The sequence below is a fragment of the Dactylosporangium sp. NBC_01737 genome, from assembly GCF_035963215.1.
GTDB lineage: Bacteria > Actinomycetota > Actinomycetes > Mycobacteriales > Micromonosporaceae > Dactylosporangium.
This window is the reverse complement of sequence record NZ_CP109153.1, coordinates 10,687,253-10,705,227: the sequence shown is the minus strand read 5'-3', so window position 1 is coordinate 10,705,227 and position 17,975 is coordinate 10,687,253. Positions and strand designations below refer to the sequence as shown.

General features: G+C 72.5%; 21 protein-coding genes and 1 pseudogene. 10 read left to right on the top strand and 12 right to left on the bottom strand.

The window, feature by feature from the left end; all coding sequences use genetic code 11:
* Positions 1-239: 239 nt before the first annotated feature.
* Positions 240-2,867: a pectate lyase-like domain-containing protein gene (locus tag OHA72_RS49200; RefSeq protein WP_327002993.1), complete on the bottom strand. Its 2,628-nt coding sequence runs from the start codon at positions 2,865-2,867 to the stop codon at positions 240-242.
* Between the two features lie 249 nt (positions 2,868-3,116).
* Between OHA72_RS49200 and OHA72_RS49195 the strand changes: the two genes are divergently transcribed.
* Both OHA72_RS49195 and OHA72_RS49190 read left to right on the top strand, forming a co-directional pair.
* Positions 3,117-3,365: a hypothetical protein gene (locus OHA72_RS49195; protein ID WP_327002992.1), complete on the top strand. Its 249-nt coding sequence runs from the start codon at positions 3,117-3,119 to the stop codon at positions 3,363-3,365.
* Positions 3,366-3,446: 81 nt separating this feature from the next.
* Positions 3,447-3,671, top strand: a complete 225-nt coding sequence (locus OHA72_RS49190; RefSeq protein ID WP_327002991.1) for a hypothetical protein — start codon at positions 3,447-3,449, stop codon at positions 3,669-3,671.
* Between the two features lie 264 nt (positions 3,672-3,935).
* Here the strand turns inward: OHA72_RS49190 and OHA72_RS49185 are convergent, their stop codons facing one another.
* Positions 3,936-4,907 carry a cellulose binding domain-containing protein gene (locus tag OHA72_RS49185; protein WP_327002990.1) on the bottom strand — a complete coding sequence of 324 codons (972 nt, stop codon included), beginning with the start codon at positions 4,905-4,907 and terminating at the stop codon, positions 3,936-3,938.
* Positions 4,908-5,053: 146 nt separating this feature from the next.
* Between OHA72_RS49185 and OHA72_RS49180 the strand changes: the two genes are divergently transcribed.
* On the top strand, positions 5,054-5,722 hold the full coding sequence (locus tag OHA72_RS49180; RefSeq protein ID WP_327002989.1) for a hypothetical protein: 669 nt from the start codon (positions 5,054-5,056) through the stop codon (positions 5,720-5,722).
* Positions 5,723-5,738: 16 nt separating this feature from the next.
* Here OHA72_RS49180 and OHA72_RS49175 read toward each other — a convergent pair whose 3' ends face one another.
* From OHA72_RS49175 to OHA72_RS49165, 3 genes are all read right to left on the bottom strand, one after another.
* Positions 5,739-7,055: a sulfatase family protein gene (locus tag OHA72_RS49175; RefSeq protein WP_327002988.1), complete on the bottom strand. Its 1,317-nt coding sequence runs from the start codon at positions 7,053-7,055 to the stop codon at positions 5,739-5,741.
* Between the two features lie 71 nt (positions 7,056-7,126).
* Positions 7,127-7,573: a hypothetical protein gene (locus OHA72_RS49170; protein WP_327002987.1), complete on the bottom strand. Its 447-nt coding sequence runs from the start codon at positions 7,571-7,573 to the stop codon at positions 7,127-7,129.
* A gap of 253 nt (positions 7,574-7,826) precedes the next feature.
* Complete coding sequence (locus tag OHA72_RS49165) at positions 7,827-8,108, bottom strand: hypothetical protein (protein ID WP_327002986.1); 282 nt, start codon at positions 8,106-8,108, stop codon at positions 7,827-7,829.
* Between the two features lie 123 nt (positions 8,109-8,231).
* On the opposite strand from OHA72_RS49165, the gene OHA72_RS49160 reads away from it, so the two are divergent.
* Together OHA72_RS49160 and OHA72_RS49155 are read left to right on the top strand one after the other, a co-directional pair.
* Entirely contained in the window at positions 8,232-9,638 is a 1,407-nt protein-coding gene (locus OHA72_RS49160) for an MFS transporter (protein ID WP_327002985.1), read from the top strand.
* Positions 9,635-10,576 carry a sigma-70 family RNA polymerase sigma factor gene (locus tag OHA72_RS49155; RefSeq protein ID WP_327002984.1) on the top strand — a complete coding sequence of 314 codons (942 nt, stop codon included), beginning with the start codon at positions 9,635-9,637 and terminating at the stop codon, positions 10,574-10,576. Before OHA72_RS49160 ends, OHA72_RS49155 begins: the two co-directional genes overlap by 4 nt.
* A 15-nt stretch (positions 10,577-10,591) precedes the next feature.
* On the opposite strand, the gene OHA72_RS49150 is transcribed toward OHA72_RS49155, so the two are convergent.
* The 3 genes from OHA72_RS49150 to OHA72_RS49140 all read right to left on the bottom strand — a co-directional run bounded on the left by OHA72_RS49150 (position 10,592) and on the right by OHA72_RS49140 (position 12,144).
* Positions 10,592-10,849 carry a YciI family protein gene (locus OHA72_RS49150; protein ID WP_327002983.1) on the bottom strand — a complete coding sequence of 86 codons (258 nt, stop codon included), beginning with the start codon at positions 10,847-10,849 and terminating at the stop codon, positions 10,592-10,594.
* Positions 10,836-10,997, bottom strand: coding sequence for a PH domain-containing protein (locus tag OHA72_RS49145; protein ID WP_327002982.1), 162 nt, complete (start codon positions 10,995-10,997; stop codon positions 10,836-10,838). The genes OHA72_RS49150 and OHA72_RS49145 overlap by 14 nt, the downstream gene beginning before the upstream one ends.
* A 256-nt stretch (positions 10,998-11,253) precedes the next feature.
* Complete coding sequence (locus OHA72_RS49140; RefSeq protein WP_327002981.1) at positions 11,254-12,144, bottom strand: GNAT family N-acetyltransferase; 891 nt, start codon at positions 12,142-12,144, stop codon at positions 11,254-11,256.
* Between the two features lie 65 nt (positions 12,145-12,209).
* On the opposite strand from OHA72_RS49140, the gene OHA72_RS49135 reads away from it, so the two are divergent.
* The 4 genes from OHA72_RS49135 (at position 12,210) to OHA72_RS49120 (ending at position 14,110) form a co-directional block, all read left to right on the top strand.
* On the top strand, positions 12,210-12,407 hold the full coding sequence (locus OHA72_RS49135; protein ID WP_327011973.1) for a hypothetical protein: 198 nt from the start codon (positions 12,210-12,212) through the stop codon (positions 12,405-12,407).
* The gene (locus OHA72_RS49130; protein WP_327011814.1) at positions 12,359-12,535 is read left to right on the top strand and encodes an ATP-grasp domain-containing protein; all 177 of its coding nucleotides are present in this window, start codon (positions 12,359-12,361) and stop codon (positions 12,533-12,535) included. The genes OHA72_RS49135 and OHA72_RS49130 overlap by 49 nt, the downstream gene beginning before the upstream one ends.
* A 51-nt stretch (positions 12,536-12,586) precedes the next feature.
* On the top strand, positions 12,587-12,970 hold the full coding sequence (locus OHA72_RS49125) for a hypothetical protein (protein ID WP_327002980.1): 384 nt from the start codon (positions 12,587-12,589) through the stop codon (positions 12,968-12,970).
* A gap of 87 nt (positions 12,971-13,057) precedes the next feature.
* Positions 13,058-14,110, top strand: coding sequence for a tetratricopeptide repeat protein (locus OHA72_RS49120; protein ID WP_327002979.1), 1,053 nt, complete (start codon positions 13,058-13,060; stop codon positions 14,108-14,110).
* On the opposite strand, the gene OHA72_RS49115 is transcribed toward OHA72_RS49120, so the two are convergent.
* Complete coding sequence (locus tag OHA72_RS49115; protein WP_327011813.1) at positions 14,091-14,591, bottom strand: GNAT family N-acetyltransferase; 501 nt, start codon at positions 14,589-14,591, stop codon at positions 14,091-14,093. The two genes, OHA72_RS49120 and OHA72_RS49115, sit on opposite strands and share 20 nt — an antisense overlap.
* 70 nt (positions 14,592-14,661) lie before the next feature.
* Here OHA72_RS49115 and OHA72_RS49110 point away from each other — a divergent pair, with 70 nt between their 5' ends.
* Complete coding sequence (locus tag OHA72_RS49110) at positions 14,662-15,459, top strand: DUF4261 domain-containing protein (protein ID WP_327002978.1); 798 nt, start codon at positions 14,662-14,664, stop codon at positions 15,457-15,459.
* Here OHA72_RS49110 and OHA72_RS65240 read toward each other — a convergent pair whose 3' ends face one another.
* The 3 genes and pseudogenes from OHA72_RS65240 to OHA72_RS49100 form a co-directional block, all read right to left on the bottom strand.
* Positions 15,460-15,861 carry an EAL domain-containing protein gene (locus OHA72_RS65240; RefSeq protein ID WP_442788779.1) on the bottom strand — a complete coding sequence of 134 codons (402 nt, stop codon included), beginning with the start codon at positions 15,859-15,861 and terminating at the stop codon, positions 15,460-15,462.
* 112 nt (positions 15,862-15,973) lie between these two features.
* Positions 15,974-17,338: pseudogene (locus OHA72_RS49105) on the bottom strand (putative bifunctional diguanylate cyclase/phosphodiesterase); the annotation flags it as partial.
* Entirely contained in the window at positions 17,335-17,907 is a 573-nt protein-coding gene (locus OHA72_RS49100; RefSeq protein ID WP_327002976.1) for a heme NO-binding domain-containing protein, read from the bottom strand. The pseudogene OHA72_RS49105 and the gene OHA72_RS49100, both read right to left, overlap by 4 nt.
* Positions 17,908-17,975 lie beyond the last annotated feature (68 nt).

The following is a 17,975-nucleotide window of genomic DNA, read 5'->3' as shown; positions in this document are numbered from 1 at the left end:
CACAGTGCCGGGAGCTCGACGCGCGTTGGTCTGCGGCATGGCGGACGCCCGGAACTGCATCTACCGCCACGGTCCGGCAGCCCGGCACGCGCCTGATCACGCGGATGCCGACGGCGTCCTGTCGGCATGAACGTGCGAGGGGGCGTGGTCGACACGTGACGGCGGCGGCCACCGGTGCGGGTTGCACCGGTGGCCGCCGGATTCATGTCGGTGTTGCGCTGAGGTTGACGGGGCAGGGGTTAGGGGTAGGACACCACCTGGCGTGGGGTGGTGTTGCCGGCGGGGTTGGGGACGGCGCCGCCGGTGTCGTTGACGACGTTGGCGATGGTGCCGACGTCGCCGAGGGAGACGGTGATGACGCTGTGGAGCCGGACGCCGGTCCGGTTGGGCACCTCGAAACTCCGGTCCACTCTGACGGCCGGGTTGGCGCTGAAGTAGCAGTACGAGCCGCCGCCCCACAGTTCGTGGTCCGTGACGGTGTCGGCGACCTTGTAGGCGGCGTAGCCGTTGCCCCGGGGGCCGATCCAGGCTGCCTGGTTGGGCACGTCGTACGGCTTCTCGTTCTGGAAGAAGATCGTCCGTCCGCGGTTGCCGTTCCAGATCACCTCGTACTTCTGGTAGTGCTCGACGAACAGGCCGGTGGCGAGGACGTCGTCGCCGTTCACGATGAGGCCGGTGTCGCCGGTGTTCACCGTCCAGCCGGTGGGCGCGCCGCCGTGGTCGGCCCGCCAGGCCCAGATGTGGTCGATGATCGTGTCGTCGCTGTGCACGGCGAGGGTGGTGGTGGCCTTGCCCTGGACGCTGCTGCCGATGCGGAAGAAGACGTCCTGCAGGCTGATCGGGTTCGCGGCGTGGTCGGTGTGGACGCCGGCCTGCCCGATGCTCATCAACGTCGGGCTGTTCGTCGTCCCGGCGTCGAAGGTCAGGCCGCTGATCTTGACGCCGTCGACGTCGGCGACGTTCAGGGCCTCGACCCCGTTGTTCGGGATCAGGGTCGGGAAGCCGATGCCGGTCACCACAGTGTTCGGGCGGGTGACCCTGATGGTCTGGTCGAGGGAGTAGGTGCCGGGGGTGAAGAACAGGTTCAGGCCCTGGGCGAGGGCGGAGTTGATCCGAGCGGCGGTGTCACCGGGCTTGGCGACGTAGAACTCCCGCATCGGGATCGAGGTGCCGGCGGTGTTCGGCCAGGTGGCGCCCGCAGAGTTGCGCCGCACTGACGGCACGAAGACGCGGTAGAGGCCGGCACTGTCGACATACAGGTAGGGCTTCTCGCGGGTGACCGGGGTGGTCGCCAGCGTGGTGTGCGGCGGGCTCGGGAACGCGTTGGGCGGGGCGCCCTGCACGCCGGAGTAGACCATGTTCCAGACGCCGCCGTCCCAGCGCTGGATCCGGCTGTCGCGGGTGTACCACTGCTGCTGGGAGCCGGAGGACACGACGCCGTCGACCACGGAGTCGGCCAGGTACCCGCCGCTGGAGTAGCCCTGACCGTTGTCCTGGTTCGAGGGCGCCAGGGTCAGGTTGCCGCGGATGTGCACCCGGCGCATCGGGGCGGCCTGCGAGACGGCCCACCGGTTGGTGCCGCCCTCGGGCACGATCGACAGGTTCTCCACGCTGCGCCAGAAGTTCTGGGTCGCGTTGAGCTCGTCGCCGAAGTTCCACCCGGAGTCGACGTTGACCGCGCCGTTGATCGTCACGTCGTCGGGGTTCAGCCCGAGACCGGCGACCGTGGTGTAGAAACCGACGTTGGCCCATACCCGCCCGTAGGTGCCGGGCTTGAAGAGGAACACATGGCGCTGGGTTCCGAACTGCGCGGTCGGGCTGCGCAGCTGCGCGTTGAACGCCTGGTCCACCGCCGCCTGGATGGTGGCCGCCGGGGTGGACGGCTCAAAGATCCGCACGTTCGGGCCCAGGTCAGGGGTGTCGGAGGTCGGGAGTGTCGGTGTGCTGGGCGACGTGCTCGGCGACACCGAGGTCGAACCCGACGGGCCGGAACCGGTGAAGACCTGGAACTCCCAGAGCGAGTAGCCCCACTGGGTGGCCCGGGCGGTACCGTTCACGCGCACGTAGCGACCGGTCGTCGTGGTGACGGCCGGGGTCTGCACGCCACCGGTGCCGGCGGTCGTGCTGTAGATGTTCGTCCAGGTCGTGCCGTTGGTGGACACCTGGATCTGGAAGGCGGTCGCGTAGGCGGCCTCCCAGTTCAGCGAGACGCCGCAGACGGACACGGCGGTGCCCAGGTCGACCTGGAGCCACTGCGGGTCAGCGGCCGCGCTGGACCAGCGGGTGCCGGTGTTGCCGTCGAACGCGGCCGAAGCCGGGGTACCGGCGTTCTCCGTCGACGACGCGGTCGCCGTCTTGCCCTGCGCCGCGTTGGTGGTGCCGCAGCCGCCCGGCGTGTCGGGGGTGCCACCGAAGACCTGGAACTCCCACAGCGACACGCCCCACTGGGTGGCTTTCGCGGTCGCGTTGACGCGCACGTAGCGACCGGTGCCGGTGACCGGCAGGCTCTGCTGGCCGCCGGTGCTGGTCGTGGTGGAGTAGACGTTCGTCCAGGTGGTGCCGTTGGCGGAGGTCTGGATCTGGAAGGCGGTGGCGTATGCCCCCTCCCAGTTCAGCGCGACCCGGGTGATCGACTGAGAGGAGCCGAGATCGACCTGGATCCATTGCGGGACGCTGAAGGTGCTCGACCAGCGGGTGCCCGTATTGCCATCGGTCGCGCTGCTGGCGGGGGTACCGGCGTTCTCCGTTGACGAGGCGGTCGTCGGCCGGCCCTGCGACAGCAGGGTCTCGGCCGCGTTGGCGCGGGTCGTGACCACGACGATGTACGCAACCAGCATGGCCGCCAACGCGATCACGATGGTGGCCATGCGCAGGGTGCGCCGGCTCGTCAATGATCCGGACAAACGTCGATGGCCGGGGCGGGGTTCCGACCATTCCATAGGGACTCCTTCGTGACGCTGGGGTGTCGGCGGTGTGACGCGCATGTGAGAGAGCGCTCTCACAAAGGTCACTCTGAACCCTCCTTGGAGAGGTGTCAATGCCTCGCGAAGAACGGGAGAGCGCTTACCAATACAGGCCCTTACGCAGGCCAGGGCGCCATAGCGGGCCGCTGAGCAGTGACGCCCGACGATTACCTACGTCTGGGAGCGCTCTCTAGAGGCGGTCTGAACGGCTTCTATCTCCATGACTCGGAGGATGCCGGCCGGGCGGTGGGCGGCTGCAACGGCATCGGCGGCCACATCGCCCAGCGCCTCGTCGCCGACGGTGAGACGGTCATCGACGTGTCGGCGGAGGCTCTGGCCGCCGCCGCCGCTGACGCGAGCCGCGTGGGGCCACAGGCGAGACCGTTTCATCCCTTCGGGTGAGTATCGGTGCGACGCCGGCGGGGAACGCGTGCGTGGTGGGCGGTGCCTCCATCCACGCTCCGAGTCGGAACCGGAGGAGCGATGAACACCCTGGGCAGCGAACTGACGCTACTGCATGACCTCAAAGTCGTCGTCCTGGCCGAGCTGGTGATCGCCGGGCGGCCGGAGCGGACCGTGGGTGTGCCGCTCGAGGAGCTGATGTTCGACCGGGTGGAAGCGGACCGCTACGAACTTGGCCTGCACGGTCTTCTTGACGCGGTCGTCGCGCTTGAGCGACGGGTCAGCGGCATGGGCGAGCCCGGTTGAGCCGCTGGGCCTCCGTCCGGTATTAGGCTCCGGGTCATGGCCAGGGACCGTACGTCTGAGGAAGTGCGACGGCTCGGGGAGCGGCGGATGAACACCGCCATCGTCCTGGTAGCGGTCATCTATGGCGTGGTCGCCGTCTCCGCCGTGGCGGGCACCGTGGTCCTTGCGGTCCATCTCGTGCGGACGGCGCTCTTCTGACCAGCGCCGGGCAGTGTCGGGCCAGGGGCGCGGGACGAGCGTCGCACGCCCCTGGCGGCGGTGGTGTCAGGCGCCGGGCGGCGGCGGGGGCGGCGGGTCGACGGCGATGCCGATCTGGGCGCGGGTCGAGAAGTTGCCGGCGGCATCGAAGGCGCGGACCGTGACGATGTAGGTGCCGTAGCCGGTGTAGGGCACGTAGGCGGTGGTGTTGCCGACCAGGCTGATGACCGTGCCGTTGAGGGTGACCTCGTAACCGGCGACGAACTGGTTGTCGGTGGAGGCTGCCCAGCCGACCGTCCAGGATCCGTCGGTCGGGCCGCGCAGCGTGAGGGCCGTCGGCTGGCTGGGGGCGGTGGTGTCCGGCGGCGTGCCCAGGCCCAGGACGGCGAACGGGGAGCGGTTGCCGGCGGCGTCGACGGCCCGCACGCCGAAGGACATGACCATCGGCGGTGGGACGCCCATGCTGTAGCTGGTCGTCGTGACGGTCGCGATCGGTGCGGTGCCGGTGTTGTTGTAGATCTCGTAGCCGATGACGGCGGTGTTGTCGGTCGAGGCCGTCCAGGTGAGGGTGAACGTGGTGGCCTGGGTGGTCCCGCGCAGCTGGGTCGGTGCGCTCGGCGGCCGGACGTCGCGGGCCGGTGGGCGGCCGTCGCACGGCGCGGCGTTGAGCAGGCAGCCCTGCGGCGTGCCTTGGCCGGTGGCGACCCAGCCGAAGCTGGTGGATGCGCCCGGCGCGAGGCTCGCGTTCCACGACGCGCCGACGACCACATAGTGGTTGCCCGAACGGGTCAGGACGGCGTTCCAGTGGTGGGCGATGGCGGTGCCGGCGGGCAGGTCGAACTCGACCCGCCAGTTCGGCAGGGCGGCGGCGTCGCCGGTGGTGACCGTGATGCGACCCGACGAGCCGCCCGGCCACACGCTTTCCTGGAAGAACACGGCGGTGGGGGCGGTCGCGGCACTGGCGGGTGCGGGGTTGAGCGTGATCGCGAGGACGCCGGCCGCCATGATCGCGGCCGCCCTCGACAGGAATCGACTCATGTCGATACACGATACGGGCTGTGCGCAAGGAGTTACGTCTGCCAAGAGCTTACCGCACGCATCGTCGCCGATCACTCGGGTGAACAGCCCTGTTGACCTGGGGTTTCTTCGTCGTACGGTGGTCGCTCCCAACTCGCAGGAGGTATGTGTTGCTCGATCCCGGCATGGTGACGTGGGCGCGCGTGGTGCTGCTGCAGGACCGGCCGCGACGGTACGAACTGGTGCAGGCGTACCGCATCATGACGACAGTGCAACCGCAGGTCTACCGCCCCCGGCTGGCCCGGGCGCTCGGTGACCTGGTGGACGGGTTCACCGCCGCGGCGCCGGCGGACGCGGTCGAGGCCCTGCTCGCCGAGGCCACCACAAATCTGCTCGCGTGGGCGCGGGAGCTGACCAGGACCTCGCCCGACATCGTCACCGAGGTCGTGACCCGGCAGCGCCGGCGCCGCGCCCTGGACGACGGGCCCGCGTGGGACCTCCTCGCCGTGGCCGTGGCCCTGGAGGAGGCCGGCCGCGCCGGGGCCGCCCTCACCGTGACCCAGGAGCTCATCGCCGTCGAGCGGGGACGGCGCGCGGTGCCACGCAGCCGGCTGGCGCTCGCCCTCATCCACTGCGCCGGCATCCTCCGGCGGCGCGAACGGTCGTACGACGCCGAACCGCTGCGAAACGAGGGCCTGCGGTTGCTCGACGAGCCGGATCGGCCGCGCAGCAACGCGATCGCGGCCATGCTCACCGGCACGCCGCTACCGGCCGTCGCGCGCAAGGCGCCCCGCGGCGTGCCCGGCACCAGCAGGACCCCGGCCGCCAGCAGATGAGCCCGGCCCGCGCGGGTCACGGGCAGCCGTGGCCCGCGCAGGTCCGCTGCCGGGTGAGCGTGGCGGCGAGGGGGCCGGTCGGCGGGTCGTTGCCGGCGTCGCCGTCGCGCAGCAGGTTCGTCAGCTGCCACGGGTCGCGGTCGAGGTCGTAGTACTCGCGGTCGGTCACCGCGCCCGCGTCGTCGTAGATCTCGGTGTACCGGTAGCGCCCCGGCACGTAGGTCGACGCCCACGGCGGGATGCCGGCGCCGTTGGCGGGGTCGCGCCAGTACTCCGTGAGCAGCGATCTCCGGTCGCCGGGCGCGAGGAGGTTGCGGCCGTCGACCTCGTAGCCCGGGGTCAGGCCGGCCGCGGCGAGCACGGTCGGCGTGATGTCGAGGTTCGCCGCGAGCCGGGGGTCGTTGCCGCGGGCCAGGCGGCCCGGCCACGACATGAGCAGCGGCACGCGCTCGGCCTGCAGGTACGGCATGAACTTCTCCTGCAGGCCGTGCTCGCCCCAGAACTTGCCGTTGTCCGACATCAGGATCACCAGCGTGTTGTCGAGCTCGCCGCGGGCCTCCAGCTGCCGGCGGATGCCCTCGACGGCGTCGTCGACGGAGCGCAGCGTGCGCAGCTGCCCCTGTCGCTCCTCTGCGCCCTGCTCCTGTGTACGGCCGAAGTGGCGCACGTAGGCGGGCTTGTCGCTGCGGTCGGTCTCGCGGGTGGCGGGGTTGCCCTCCCACGGGTAGCTCAGGTTCGCGTAGCGCGGCTCCGGCACCTGGGGCGCGTGCGGGGCGGTGAAGCCGGCGTAGATGAACCACGGCCGGGCGTCGTCGCGCTCGTAGCGCTCGAGGTAGCGGTTGACCTGGCCGCCGATGAACGTGGTGGAGTAGGCCGCCTTGGTCGCCACCCCGTCGACGACGAAGTCCGCGCCGGTGTAGCCGCCGCCGGTCAGCGCCCACTCGTCGAAGTTCGGCGGCCGCCGGGTGATGTCCCACGTGTTGAAGAGTTTGCCGACGGCGGCCGTGCGGTACCCGGCGGCGTGCAGCTCGTGTTGCAGGGACCGGGTGTGGTCGAACCTGTCGACGGCCGCCTGCTGCGTGACGCGGTGGTTGTGCGCGTACCGGCCGGACAGGATCGTCGCCCGGCTCGGGCAGCAGCTCGGCGTGCTCACCATCGCGTTGGGGAACGTGCGGCCGTGATCGCGCAGCCAGGCCAGAGCGCGCGGCATGACGAACGTCTGCCCGGTCCGCGCGTCGTCCATGAGCAGCAGCAGGACGTTCGGCCGGTCCGGCGGGGCCGCCCCGACGGGCTGCGCGGGTGGCACCACCGCTGTCGCCACGACCACCGTCACCACAGCCATCCAAGCCCACACAGCCACTCCAGGTGCTCATGCAATTACGTTGAGCTACACAAGCTAGCCGATTACGGGACCGCCGGGTGGATTTCGCCGTGGTACATGCCGAGGAACGGCGCGATCAGCGCGGCGACCTGGGTGAGCAGGAACCAGCCGACGCCCAGCGCCGCGACCGCGAGCAGCGCGAGCGCCGGCGCGGTCCGGGCGACCCCGAGCGCCCGCCGCAGCGCCGGCGAGTCCGTCCTGAACCCGGCGGTGAACGCCCCCACGATCACCAGCAGCACGAACGCCGCCGCGAACAGCCAGAACAGCACCGGCCCCAGATACTGCGCCGTCCACGCGAACGCGTTGTGCAGCCACTCCAGGTCGAACGGCGGGTCCATGTCGTGCAGCCGCGCCCCGCGCCACCATCCGGGCCCGTAGGCCGACAGTGGATGGAAGATGGCCGCCGCAACGGCCGACAGGATCAGCGCGTCGCGGCCGTCCGCCGGATACTGACGATCGGAGACCGGCATCGACACCTCCGGACCGGGACACGCCGTCGGAGTCGTCAGGCTATCGCGTGGGTACGCCCATCGGGCACCGTCAGTGCACGGATTCGCCGCCGGTGCACGATGGTCCGCCCGGTCGATGCAACGATCCGGCCGGGCCGGGTCGTCCTGGATGCTGAGGGCGTCGCGAGGAGGCAGCCAAGGGCAACGTCGTCGCGGAGCTGCGGCTGCGGCCGTCCGGCACGCAGCAGAAGGGCGGCTGACGCCGCAGCCACACTCAGTGCGGGTAGGCGCCGACCACGGTGGCGTCGTCGCGGGTGGGACCGGTGGCCAGCCGGCCGGCGAGGCCCCGCTGGAACTCCTGGAAGGCGGGCAGCTCCGGCAGCCCCTCGCCGTCGACCACGTGGACGAACGTCACGCCGTCGGCGAGCCGGAGCGAGGTGTACCGCAGCCCCGGCGGTGCCACGGCCGCCAGCTCCGCGAAGACGCCCTCGACCAGGCGCTGGTTCTCCTCGGCCGCCTCGGGTCTGACCTGGTAACGGATCACTGCCGCGCTCATCACGACCTCCTGTTTGTCTCAGCTGTCACCGGTACCGACCACGCGGGAACCCGGAACTCATCGGTGCGATGAATCCGGCCCCGCGCCGCGGTCAGTACCGGTGACAGCGAATGGAGGAACTTCGTGGGCGGCAGTGAACGCACGACGGTCGAGCAGCGGTGGGTGCTGGGACTGACCTCGATCGGTTCGGTGGTGGTGGCGCTGGACGTGCTGGTGGTCGCGGCGGCGCTGACCACCATCAGGCATGACCTCGACGCTTCCGTCGAGCAGCTGGAATGGACGATGAACGCCTACAGCCTCAGCTTCGCGATGCTGATGCTGACCGCGGCGGCGCTCGGCGACCGGTGGGGGCGCCGGCGTACGTACGCGGCCGGCCTGGCGCTGTTCTGCGTCGCGTCGGTTGGGTGCGCGCTGTCGACGTCGACGGCGGCGCTCATCGCGGCCCGGACCGTCCAGGGCGTCGGCGCGGCGGTCGTGATGCCCCTGGCCGTCGGTCTGCTCGGTGCGGCGTTCCCGCCCGAGCGCCGCGGCTGGGCCATCGGCGTCTTCAGCGGCCTGACCGGCCTGGCCGTGCTCAGCGGCCCGATGATCGGCGGCGCCGTGACCGAGGGGCTCGCCTGGCAGTGGATCTTCTGGATCAACGTGCCGGTCTGTGCCGTGGCGATCCCGCTCGTCCTGCGGCGCATCCCGGAGAGCACCGGGCCGGTCCGGCGGCTCGACCCGGCGGGGGCGGTGCTGAGCACCCTCGCCGTCCTCGGCATCGTCTGGGGCGTCGTCCGCGGCGCCGGCGCCGGCTGGGGGAGCCGGGAGGTGATCGGCTCGTTCGCGTTCGGCGGCCTGCTGATGCTGGGTTTCCTGGCCTGGCAGCGGCGCGCGCCGCAGCCGATGGTGCCGCCGGCGTTCTTCCGCTCGCGGGCGTTCTCCGCCGGCAACGCCGCCGGCTTCCTGCTGACCGCGGCGCTCTTCGGCGCCGTGTTCTTCCTCGCGCAGTTCATGCAGGTGGCGTTCGGCTCCGGCCCGCTGCTGGCGGGGCTGCGGCTGCTGCCGTGGACGGCGACGCTGTTCCTGGTGGCACCGATCGCCGGCCGCCTGGTGGACCGCATCGGCGAACGCCCGCTGGTGGTGACCGGGCTGACCCTGCAGGCCGCCGGCATGTTCTGGATCAGCCGCACCGACGCCGGCACCGTCCACTACGCGGAGCTGGTCGCGCCGCTGGTCATCGCCGGCTGCGGCGTGTCGATGGCGATGCCGGCGACGCAGAGCGCCGCCGTCGGCGCGCTGCCGCCGCAGGCGGTCGGCATCGCCTCCGGCATCTACAGCATGATGCGGCAGCTCGGCGGTGTCGTCGGCGTCGCGGTGCTGTCCGCGGTGTTCACCGCGGCGGGCGGATATGCCGCGTTCGCCGCCGGATGCAGCCGTGCGCTGCTGGCCGGGGGCGTACTGTCGCTGCTTGGAGCACTCGCGGGACTGGGCATCGCGGTGCGACGGGAGGCGGCGCAGCGGGAGCCGGTCGCCCAGGAGGTCGGATGAACCTGGAGGACGAGTTCGCGCTGCACCGCGGCGAGCTGGTCGCGCACTGCTACCGGATGCTCGGGTCGCTGCACGACGCCGAGGATGCGGTACAGGACACCTACCTGCGGGCGTGGCGCGGCTTCGCGGAGTTCGAGCACCGCTCGTCGGTCAGGACCTGGCTGTACCGCATCGCGACCCGGGTCTGCCTGAACGCCCTGCAGCACAGCAGCCGCCGGACGGTGCCGTCGGCGCTGGGCGCTCCCGGCACCGACCCGGACGACCTGCAGCCGCGCGACCCGGAGCTGCGCTGGCTGGAGCCGCTGCCGGACCTGGTGATCAGCGCCGACCCTGCGCAGGTCGTCGGGGCCCGGCAGAGCCTGCGCCTGGCGATGGTCGCGGCGCTGCAGCACCTGCCGCCGCGGCAGCGCGCCGTGCTGATCCTGCGCGACGTCCTGGCCTGGCAGGCGTCCGAGGTGGCCGGGCTGCTCGACACGACGCCCGCGGCGGTCAACAGCGCACTGCAGCGGGCCCGCGCCGAGCTGACCAGGCTCTCGCCCGCCGAGGACCAGCTCAGCGAGCCGGACGAGCCGGTGCGCCGGGCGCTGCTCGACCAGTACGCCAAGGCCTTCGAGACGGCGGACCTCGCCGCCCTGGAAGGGCTGCTGACCCAGGACACCCGCTGGGAGATGCCGCCGATCCCGACCTGGTTCGCCGGCCGGGACGACGTGCTGCGCCTGCTGCGGGCGAAGATGGTGCTGGAGGAGGGCGCCCGCATCATGGTGGAGACCGGCGCGAACGGGCAGCCGGCGTTCGCGTGGTACGTCCGCGGCCGCGACGGCGTGTTCCACGCGCACTCGATCCAGGTGCTGACGCTGACGGAGGCGGGCGTCGCCGCGGTGATGGACTTCCACCGCGGCGACCTGTTCGCGTCCTTCGGCCTTCCGGCCCGGCGGTGAGGCCGCTGGGCCTGCTCAGCGGAAGATCGGGGTCCACTCCTGCCGCCGCACGATGCTCACGCCCGGCGCCCGGTAGTACGGGTCGTCGTCGATGACGGCGTCGAACTCCTCCGCGGTCACGTCGAAGACCAGCAGGGCGCCGGTCTCGTCGGAATACGGCCCGGCCAGGATCACCCGGCCGGCCGCGTGGAGGGCCTGCAGCCGCTCGCGGTGCGCGGGACGCAGCGCGAGCCGGTCGGGGCTGCCGTCGAAGGCGAGCTCAAGAAGGAACACCCGGCCCATGGTAAGGCCTGCTCCAGGACGGGCGCTCCGGGTTCGTGGCGCACACCTGCCGGAACGCCGCCAGCCACTGGCGGACCTGATCGTCGGCGTGCAGGTACGGCCCGTCCGGGACGATGCGCAGCTCGACGCCGTGCAGCATGTTGAGTGCCGGCCAACGACCTGGTCCTGGGCGGACTCCGCGCTGCCGCCGGTCTGCCAGGCCGCTGCCCACCGCCCGACGTCCTCGCGTGAGCGGCTGCCGTCCAGCAGCGCCACGAAGCAGCGTTCGAGCTCTGCACGGGTCGGCCGGGGCGATGGCAGCGTCATCCGTCCAGCGTCGCAGAGGCGCAGTGCACGACGTCGGTCCGGTCGCGGACCGCTCACCGTCCGACGTATCACGCCGCCTCGATGCCGCCTCAGGCGTCCCTGACGATCATGTAGTTGGCCGTGTCGACGACGGGCCGGTAGCCGAGGGCGGCGTAGATCTTGTTCGAGGTCGGGTTGGCCTGGTCGGTGAACAGGCACACCCGGGCGCCGCCGGACTGCAACCGGCGGGAGACCTCGGCGACGGCGTTGCTGGCCCAGCCGCGCCCCCGCTGCTCCGGCGGCGTGTACACCGGGGCGATGCGGGCCACCCCGTACACCGCCGGCGTCGCCCCCGTCAGGCTCACCGGCCGGCCGGCGCCGTCGAGCCAGAACCAGAGCTGCCCCTCGCGGATGCGGCGCAGCAGCTCGGAACGGTCGGGCCTGGCGTGCACACCGGTGCCGCGCACGCGGCCGGCCTGCTCGTCGGCGTCGCCCATGAACGCCGCGACCCACCGCAGGACCAGGTCGATGTCCTCCTCGGTCACGGCCGCCAGGCGACCCGGCACCGGTGCCGGCGGCGTGACCTCGCCGAGCTCGTGCAGCCGGGTGTGGATCCTGGGCTCGGCCCGGCCGCCGGTGAGCCGGGCCAGCTCGGCGGCGCACCGCTGCACGGCGGGCAGCGCCCCGTTGACCTCCAGGGTCTCCTCGCCCCGCCGGTGCAGGGTGCGGGCCAGCTCGACGGCCGCGTCGCCGGGCATCGGCAGCAGGTACAGCGCATACGGCGGGTCCGGCGCGGTGCGCATCCCCGCCCCGACGACGGCCCCGGACCCGTCGCGGACGACCAGCCACCAGAAGTGCCGCGGCGGCCCGTCGGCCGGCCAGGACCGCGGCCGGTGTGCGTTCGCGGTCACGACCGTGTTCAGGACCGGGTCGGCGGCCAGGTGGTCACCGGCGGCGGCGAGGAACCGCGCCGCGTCGCTCGTGAACTCCAGCGCGATCATCCACGTACCGTAATCAATGCCCGGCACCGCGGGCGTGGAATTTCGCGCGGTGGCACGATGTCCCGGTGATGCTGCTGGTACCGGCCGACCCGCTGCGCCCGCGCCGTCCCGACGAGCACTTCGCCGCGGAGGCCGACGCCGCCCGCGCGGCTGGGTTGGGCGTCGCGGCCCGCATCCGGACACCCCGCACGACGCCCCGCCCGCCGGCGTCGACCTGTCCGCCGTCGAGCCGCTCGTCGCCGCGCTGCGCCTGCCGTTCGTGACGGTCGACCTCGCCCTGCGCACCGACGGCGTGTGGCGGGTCATCGAGCTCGGCGACGGCCAGGTCAGCGACCGCCCCGGCACCGTCACCGCGGACACCTTCGTCAGCGCCGTCATCCAGGCGGCCTGACCGCCGCCGGCGGGCACCCGCGGAGATCACCGCTCGTGTGAGGATGGCGGCATGCTGATCATCGCGGGTGCGGAGCAGGCGGACGGGATCGACGTCATCGCGGTCGATCTCAAGGGGTTCCCGAACTGGCACGCGTGGAGCGCTGTCCCGGGTGAGGTCATCGGCACGTGGGAGGGTGAGCGCGTCGCCACGGTGATCGGCCTGGTCGCCGCGCTGCCCAGGGCGGAGATGGCGCGCTGCTTCGTGCCGCGGTACGGCATCCGGCTGCGCCGCGGATCGCAGGTGCTGGCGGAGGCCGCGTTCTGCTTCGAGTGCAGCAACGTCCTGCTGGTGCCGATCACCACCGGCGCGCGGGGGTCGGACCTGTCCGGGTTCGACACCGAGAGCCGGCCGGCGCAGGACCTGCTGGAGCTGTTCCGGTCCTGCACCGTGTGAGCATCCCGATCCGAGGACCAGCGCACGGCGTGGCGGATACGCGACGCATTGCCGGTCCGGCCCGGCGCCGGTGGCGATGATGTGGCGATGGGGAAGACCCGCGACGGCATCGTGACCGCGCTGGCGGTCCTCGTCGCCGGCTGCCCCCTCGCGTGCATCGTCGCCGGGCTCGTCGACGGCCTCGGGCCGTGGGTGCTCGCCGTCGTGGCGGTGCTCGCCGCCGGGGTCGGCTGGCTGACGTGGCGGGACGTCCGCACCACCCGGGCCCGGCAGCGCGCGGCGGACGCCGTGCACGACCTGTACATCGACGCGCTGGACCGGGTCGAGGCCGGTGACCTGGCCGGCGCCGCGGCGCGGTTCGAGGAGGCACTCGGCGCGGGCGACGACCTCACCGCGGAGCTCATGCAGGGCCTCGCCGCCGTCCACCTCGCGCAGGGCGCCACCGGGCAGGCGGTCGCCGTGTGGCAGAGCGCCTACCAGCTCGGCCGAGACGAGCACGGCGACGACGCCCTGCCGGCCCTGGCCGCCGCGAACGGTCTCGCGGCGGCGCTGCTGACGCACGGCGAGCGGGCCGCGGCGGCCGAGCGCTACCAGGACACCCTGGCCCGGTGCCGACGGCTGCTCGGCGACGCCCATCCGGAGACGGTTGCCGCGCTGAACGGTGCGACGAGGACAGCAACGGACCCGCCGCACGAGCAGGTCGCCGAGCTGTACGAGCGGCTCTTCGGCGGCGAGCACCCCGACACGCGCATCGCCCGGCGGCAGGCGGCGCCGGACGACCCGGCAACGGCCCGGCTCGCCGCCGGGGACCTGGCCGGCGCCCGGGCGCTGTACGAGCAGGCCGGGGCGACCCCGGCGGCGCTGAACGACCTCGCCATGGTGCTGCGCGAGCAGCGGGACCTGATGGCGGCCTACCGTGCCTACGAACGGGCCGCCGAGCTGAGCGACCCTCTGGACCCGTGGCATGTGGCCGCCCGCAACGGGATCGCGCGGGTGATGCTGCTGCAGGGTGACGACACCAACGCCACGACCGAGCTGGCCGCGGTCGTCGAGGCGTGCGCCGCGCGGTACGGCGGGCAGCACCCCGAGACCGAGGCGGCCCGCCGCAACCTCGAGCGGGTCAGCGCAGCGTCTTCCTGAACCAGTGCCCGGCATACGGGTTGTCGTTGAACGCGGGGACCTCGTGGAAGCCGTGGCGGGTGTACAGGGCGCGGGCCTCGACCAGGTCGGTGCGCACATCGAGGCGCAGCGAGGTGACGCCGTCGGCGCGGGCCTGCTCCTCGGCGACGGTCAGCAGCCGGACGCCGAGGCCCCGGCGGCGGGCGGTGCCGGCGACGTACACGCGGGTCAGCTCGCCGACGCGGGCGCCGTCCTCGGTGACGTAGCGCAGGCCGATGCAGCCGGCGAGCCGGTCGCCGAGGGTCGCGACCCAGAACCAGCCGGTCGGCGGCTGCAGGTCCTCGTCGGCGTCCTCGGTGAGGATGTCGTCGATCTCTGCCTCGGTCATCGGGCGGTCGTAGTATCGCCCGCCGATGTCGTGGTAGTAGTCGCGCAGTGCCTGGCGGGCGGGCGCCGAGGCCGGCTGCACGGCGGCGACGACAAGGGTGTCGGGATCGGCCATCACCGGGCCATCATCATCTGACCCGCCCGGGATTCGCCACCGGATTGCGGATCGGCAGCGGTGCCCGGTCATGGCAAGATGCGAGGCACCCGACGAGCCGAAGGACCCGATGAGCGCTGGACTTGCGGCGGAGCTCTGCTACGTCGACGCGGTGAGACCGCGTCCGGCAGACGTCCTGGCCGGGATCCGACGGTACTGGCCGTCGGTCGAGCTCGTGGACGGCACCGGCCGCGGCGGCGGGCTGATGGTCGGGTTCCCCGAGCTGAGCACGGACACCGGTATCCGCCTGCTCGTGTCGGTCGGGCGGTCGGTGCCGCAGCCGGGCGACGCCGGCGGCCGCAGGGACCTCACCCAGACCTGGGAGTGGCCGGACGCTGCCGCGACGATGGCGGCGGTGCGGCACACCGTGACGGTCACGGAGGTCTTTGGTACGTCGTTCGCCCCCGCGAACCGGGTGCGGGCGTTCATCTCGGCCGTCCGGGGTCTCGCTGAGGGCCCGGTGCCCGCCGGGATCTGGTGGCCGGCGGGCGGCGTCGCCACCCCGCCCGCGGCGCTGGCGGTGCGCCCGCTGGCGGGGCTGGTCAACGTGCGGCTGTACAACGTCGCCGGCAGCCCCGGCCTGCTGCTGATGGACACCCTCGGCATGGCCCCGCTCGGGCTGCCCGACCTGGAGTGCGTGTTCAGCGGGCTGCCGGAGGAGCACATGGCCGGTTACCTGACCGCGGTCGCCGAGGACCTGGTCGCCGGTCACACGATCCGCGGCGGCAGCCTCATGCAGGGGCTGCTGCCGGACCAGCGGTGGCGGGTCACGACCGGTTCGGCGTCGGTCGCCCCCGACCGGCAGGTGCTGTCGATAGCGACCACCTGATCAGGGTCCCGGGTCGCCGGCCGCCCGGTGGGTCGGTCGCTGGCGCACGAGCACGTCGATGTCCTCCGGCGGGACGGGCCGCCCCAGGTGGTACCCCTGGGCGCGTTCACAGCCGAGGTGCTGCAGCTGCCGGTACGCCTCGGCGCTCTCCACGCCCTCCGCCACCACCTCGAGGTTGATGCCGTGCGCCAGGGCGATGATGCCCGCGACGAGGCCGCCGTTCGGCTCGCCGGTCGCCAGCGACATCACGAACGACTTGTCGATCTTCAGTTCGTGGATGGGGAAGGTGTGCAGGCGGCTCAGCGAGGAGTGGCCGGTGCCGAAGTCGTCGACGGAGAGCCTGACACCGGTGGCGGCGATCTCCCGCAGGCCGGCGAGCACCTGCCGGTCCTCGCCGGCCAGAAGGGTCTCGGTGATCTCCAGGGTCAGCCGGTCGGGTGCGACCGGCCGCGGTCAGGGCGGCGTGCACCTGCCGCGGCAGCGCGGGACCCAGCTGCAGCGGCGAGACGTTCACCGCGAGCGTGAGCCGCCCCCATCGGCTCACCTGGGCGCACGCGGTGCGCAGGACCCAGTCCCCGAGCTCCTCGATGAGCCCGATCGACTCGGCCACGGCGATGAACTCGTCCGGTGGCACGAAACCCCGCTGCGGATGCGGCCAGCGCAGCAGCGCCTCCACGCCGGTGATCTGCCCGGTGCGGGTGTCGACGATCGGCTGGTAGTGCAGCAGCATCTGCTCGCCGGCGACGGCCGCCCGCAGCGCGGCCGCCAGCTCGATGCGGGCCAGCGCGACCGAGTGCATCGCGGGTTCGAACCGCCGCCGCCGGTCCTTGCCGGCGCCCTTCGCCACGTACATGGCCAGGTCGGCGTTGCGCATGATGTCGTCGGCAGTGCCCGCGCCGCCGCATTCGGCGATGCCGACGCTCGCCGCGATCTGGATCGTCACGTCGGCGGGGACCGGCAGGCACACCGGCTCCCGCAGGACCGTCATCGCGCGGTCGGCGACGTCGGCGGCGACGCAGTGCCGCCACCCGCCGGCGTCCGGTCCGCCGCCGGCGGCAGAGCCGCCGACCGTGTCGGCGGCTCTGCCGCCGGGCACGACGAGGATGGCGAACTCGTCGCCGCCGAGCCTGGCGACGACGTCGCCCGGGCGGGTGACGTGCCGTAGCCGCTCGGCGACGATGCGCAGCAGCTCGTCGCCGGCGGAGTGGCCGTAGCTGTCGTTGACGGCCTTGAAGCCGTCCAGGTCCAGCATGAGCACCGAGAAGTGGTCGCAGTCCGGGTCGTGGCCGGGCGCCAGCGCCGCGTGGATGCTCTCGGTGAACCGGTTGCGGTTGGGCAGCCCGGTGAGCGCGTCGTGGAACGCCTGATGGGTGAGTTCCACCGTGGACGCCTGGAGCCGGGCCGCCAGGTCACGCGCGGTCGCGAGGGAGGCCGCCTGGTTCTGCAGCAGCAGCGCGTAGTCGACGACGGCGTCGGACACGGCGAAGTCGTCGAGGGTCAGGCCCAGCCCGCCGAGCGCGGCCGTGTCCGTCACCCACGGCGAGCCGACGAAGAACAGCACCCCGTCGGCGGCGTCGTGCAGCATCTGCCCGCGCAGGGTCACGCTGCGGTCGGTGGTGCCGCGCAGCAGGAAGATCGACCGTGCCCGGCCGGCCATCGCCTCGAACGTCGACGCCGAACGCGGCGTGGTGACGGTGAACAGGCTGCCGAGCGGCGCGCCGGGCCGGATGCCGGGGCAGAGCCGGTGCAGGGACGGCCCCGCCTGCAGGATGCGCAGGTCCCGGTCGAGCACGAGATGGAACGGGAACGCCGCCGCGAACAGCGGCCGGCGCAGCGTCCATCCGGGCTCCGCCCGCGCCTGCGCGAGCTCGGATGTCATCGTGCGTCCGTGAGCTCCCTGGCCGGTTCGGACTCGATCAGGAACTCGTCGTGCTCGGCGCGGTCGCCCTTGGTGACCGTGTGCTTGACGTGGACGTCGAGAGTGAACAGCTCGCCGAGCCCTTCGACCAGCCCGACGACCATCGGCGCCAGTCCGGCCCGGTGCGACCAGTACTCCAGGCGCAGCTGCCCCGGCCCGGTCTGTTCGCACACGAACGACGGCGGCTCCAGGTGCGGCATGCTCAGGCTGAGCCGCGCGTGCATGGCGTCGAGGTTGCCGAGGAACTCCGGCAGGGTCCGCCCCATGGTCTCGAACACCGCGCCGTACCCCTTGCGCCCGGTGTAGAGGATCCAGTGCTTGCCGAACGCGCGGAGCACCTCCTCGGGGGTCAGGCCGAGCGTCGCGCTCGCCGCGAGCACCAGGCGCCCGGTGATGTCGTCGGGGTAGACGTCCATGCCGACGAACGCCTCGAACTCGACCCCGGCCCGCTGTTTGATGTCGGCCCACAGGGCCTCACCGCCCAGCTCGACCACCAGATCCTGGACGCCCTGGTTGACCAAGCCGTACATACGCCTCGCCTCGCCTCCGGTCCGGGCCCGACGAGCAGATCGGCAACCGGCCGCCGTATCTGAGGAAC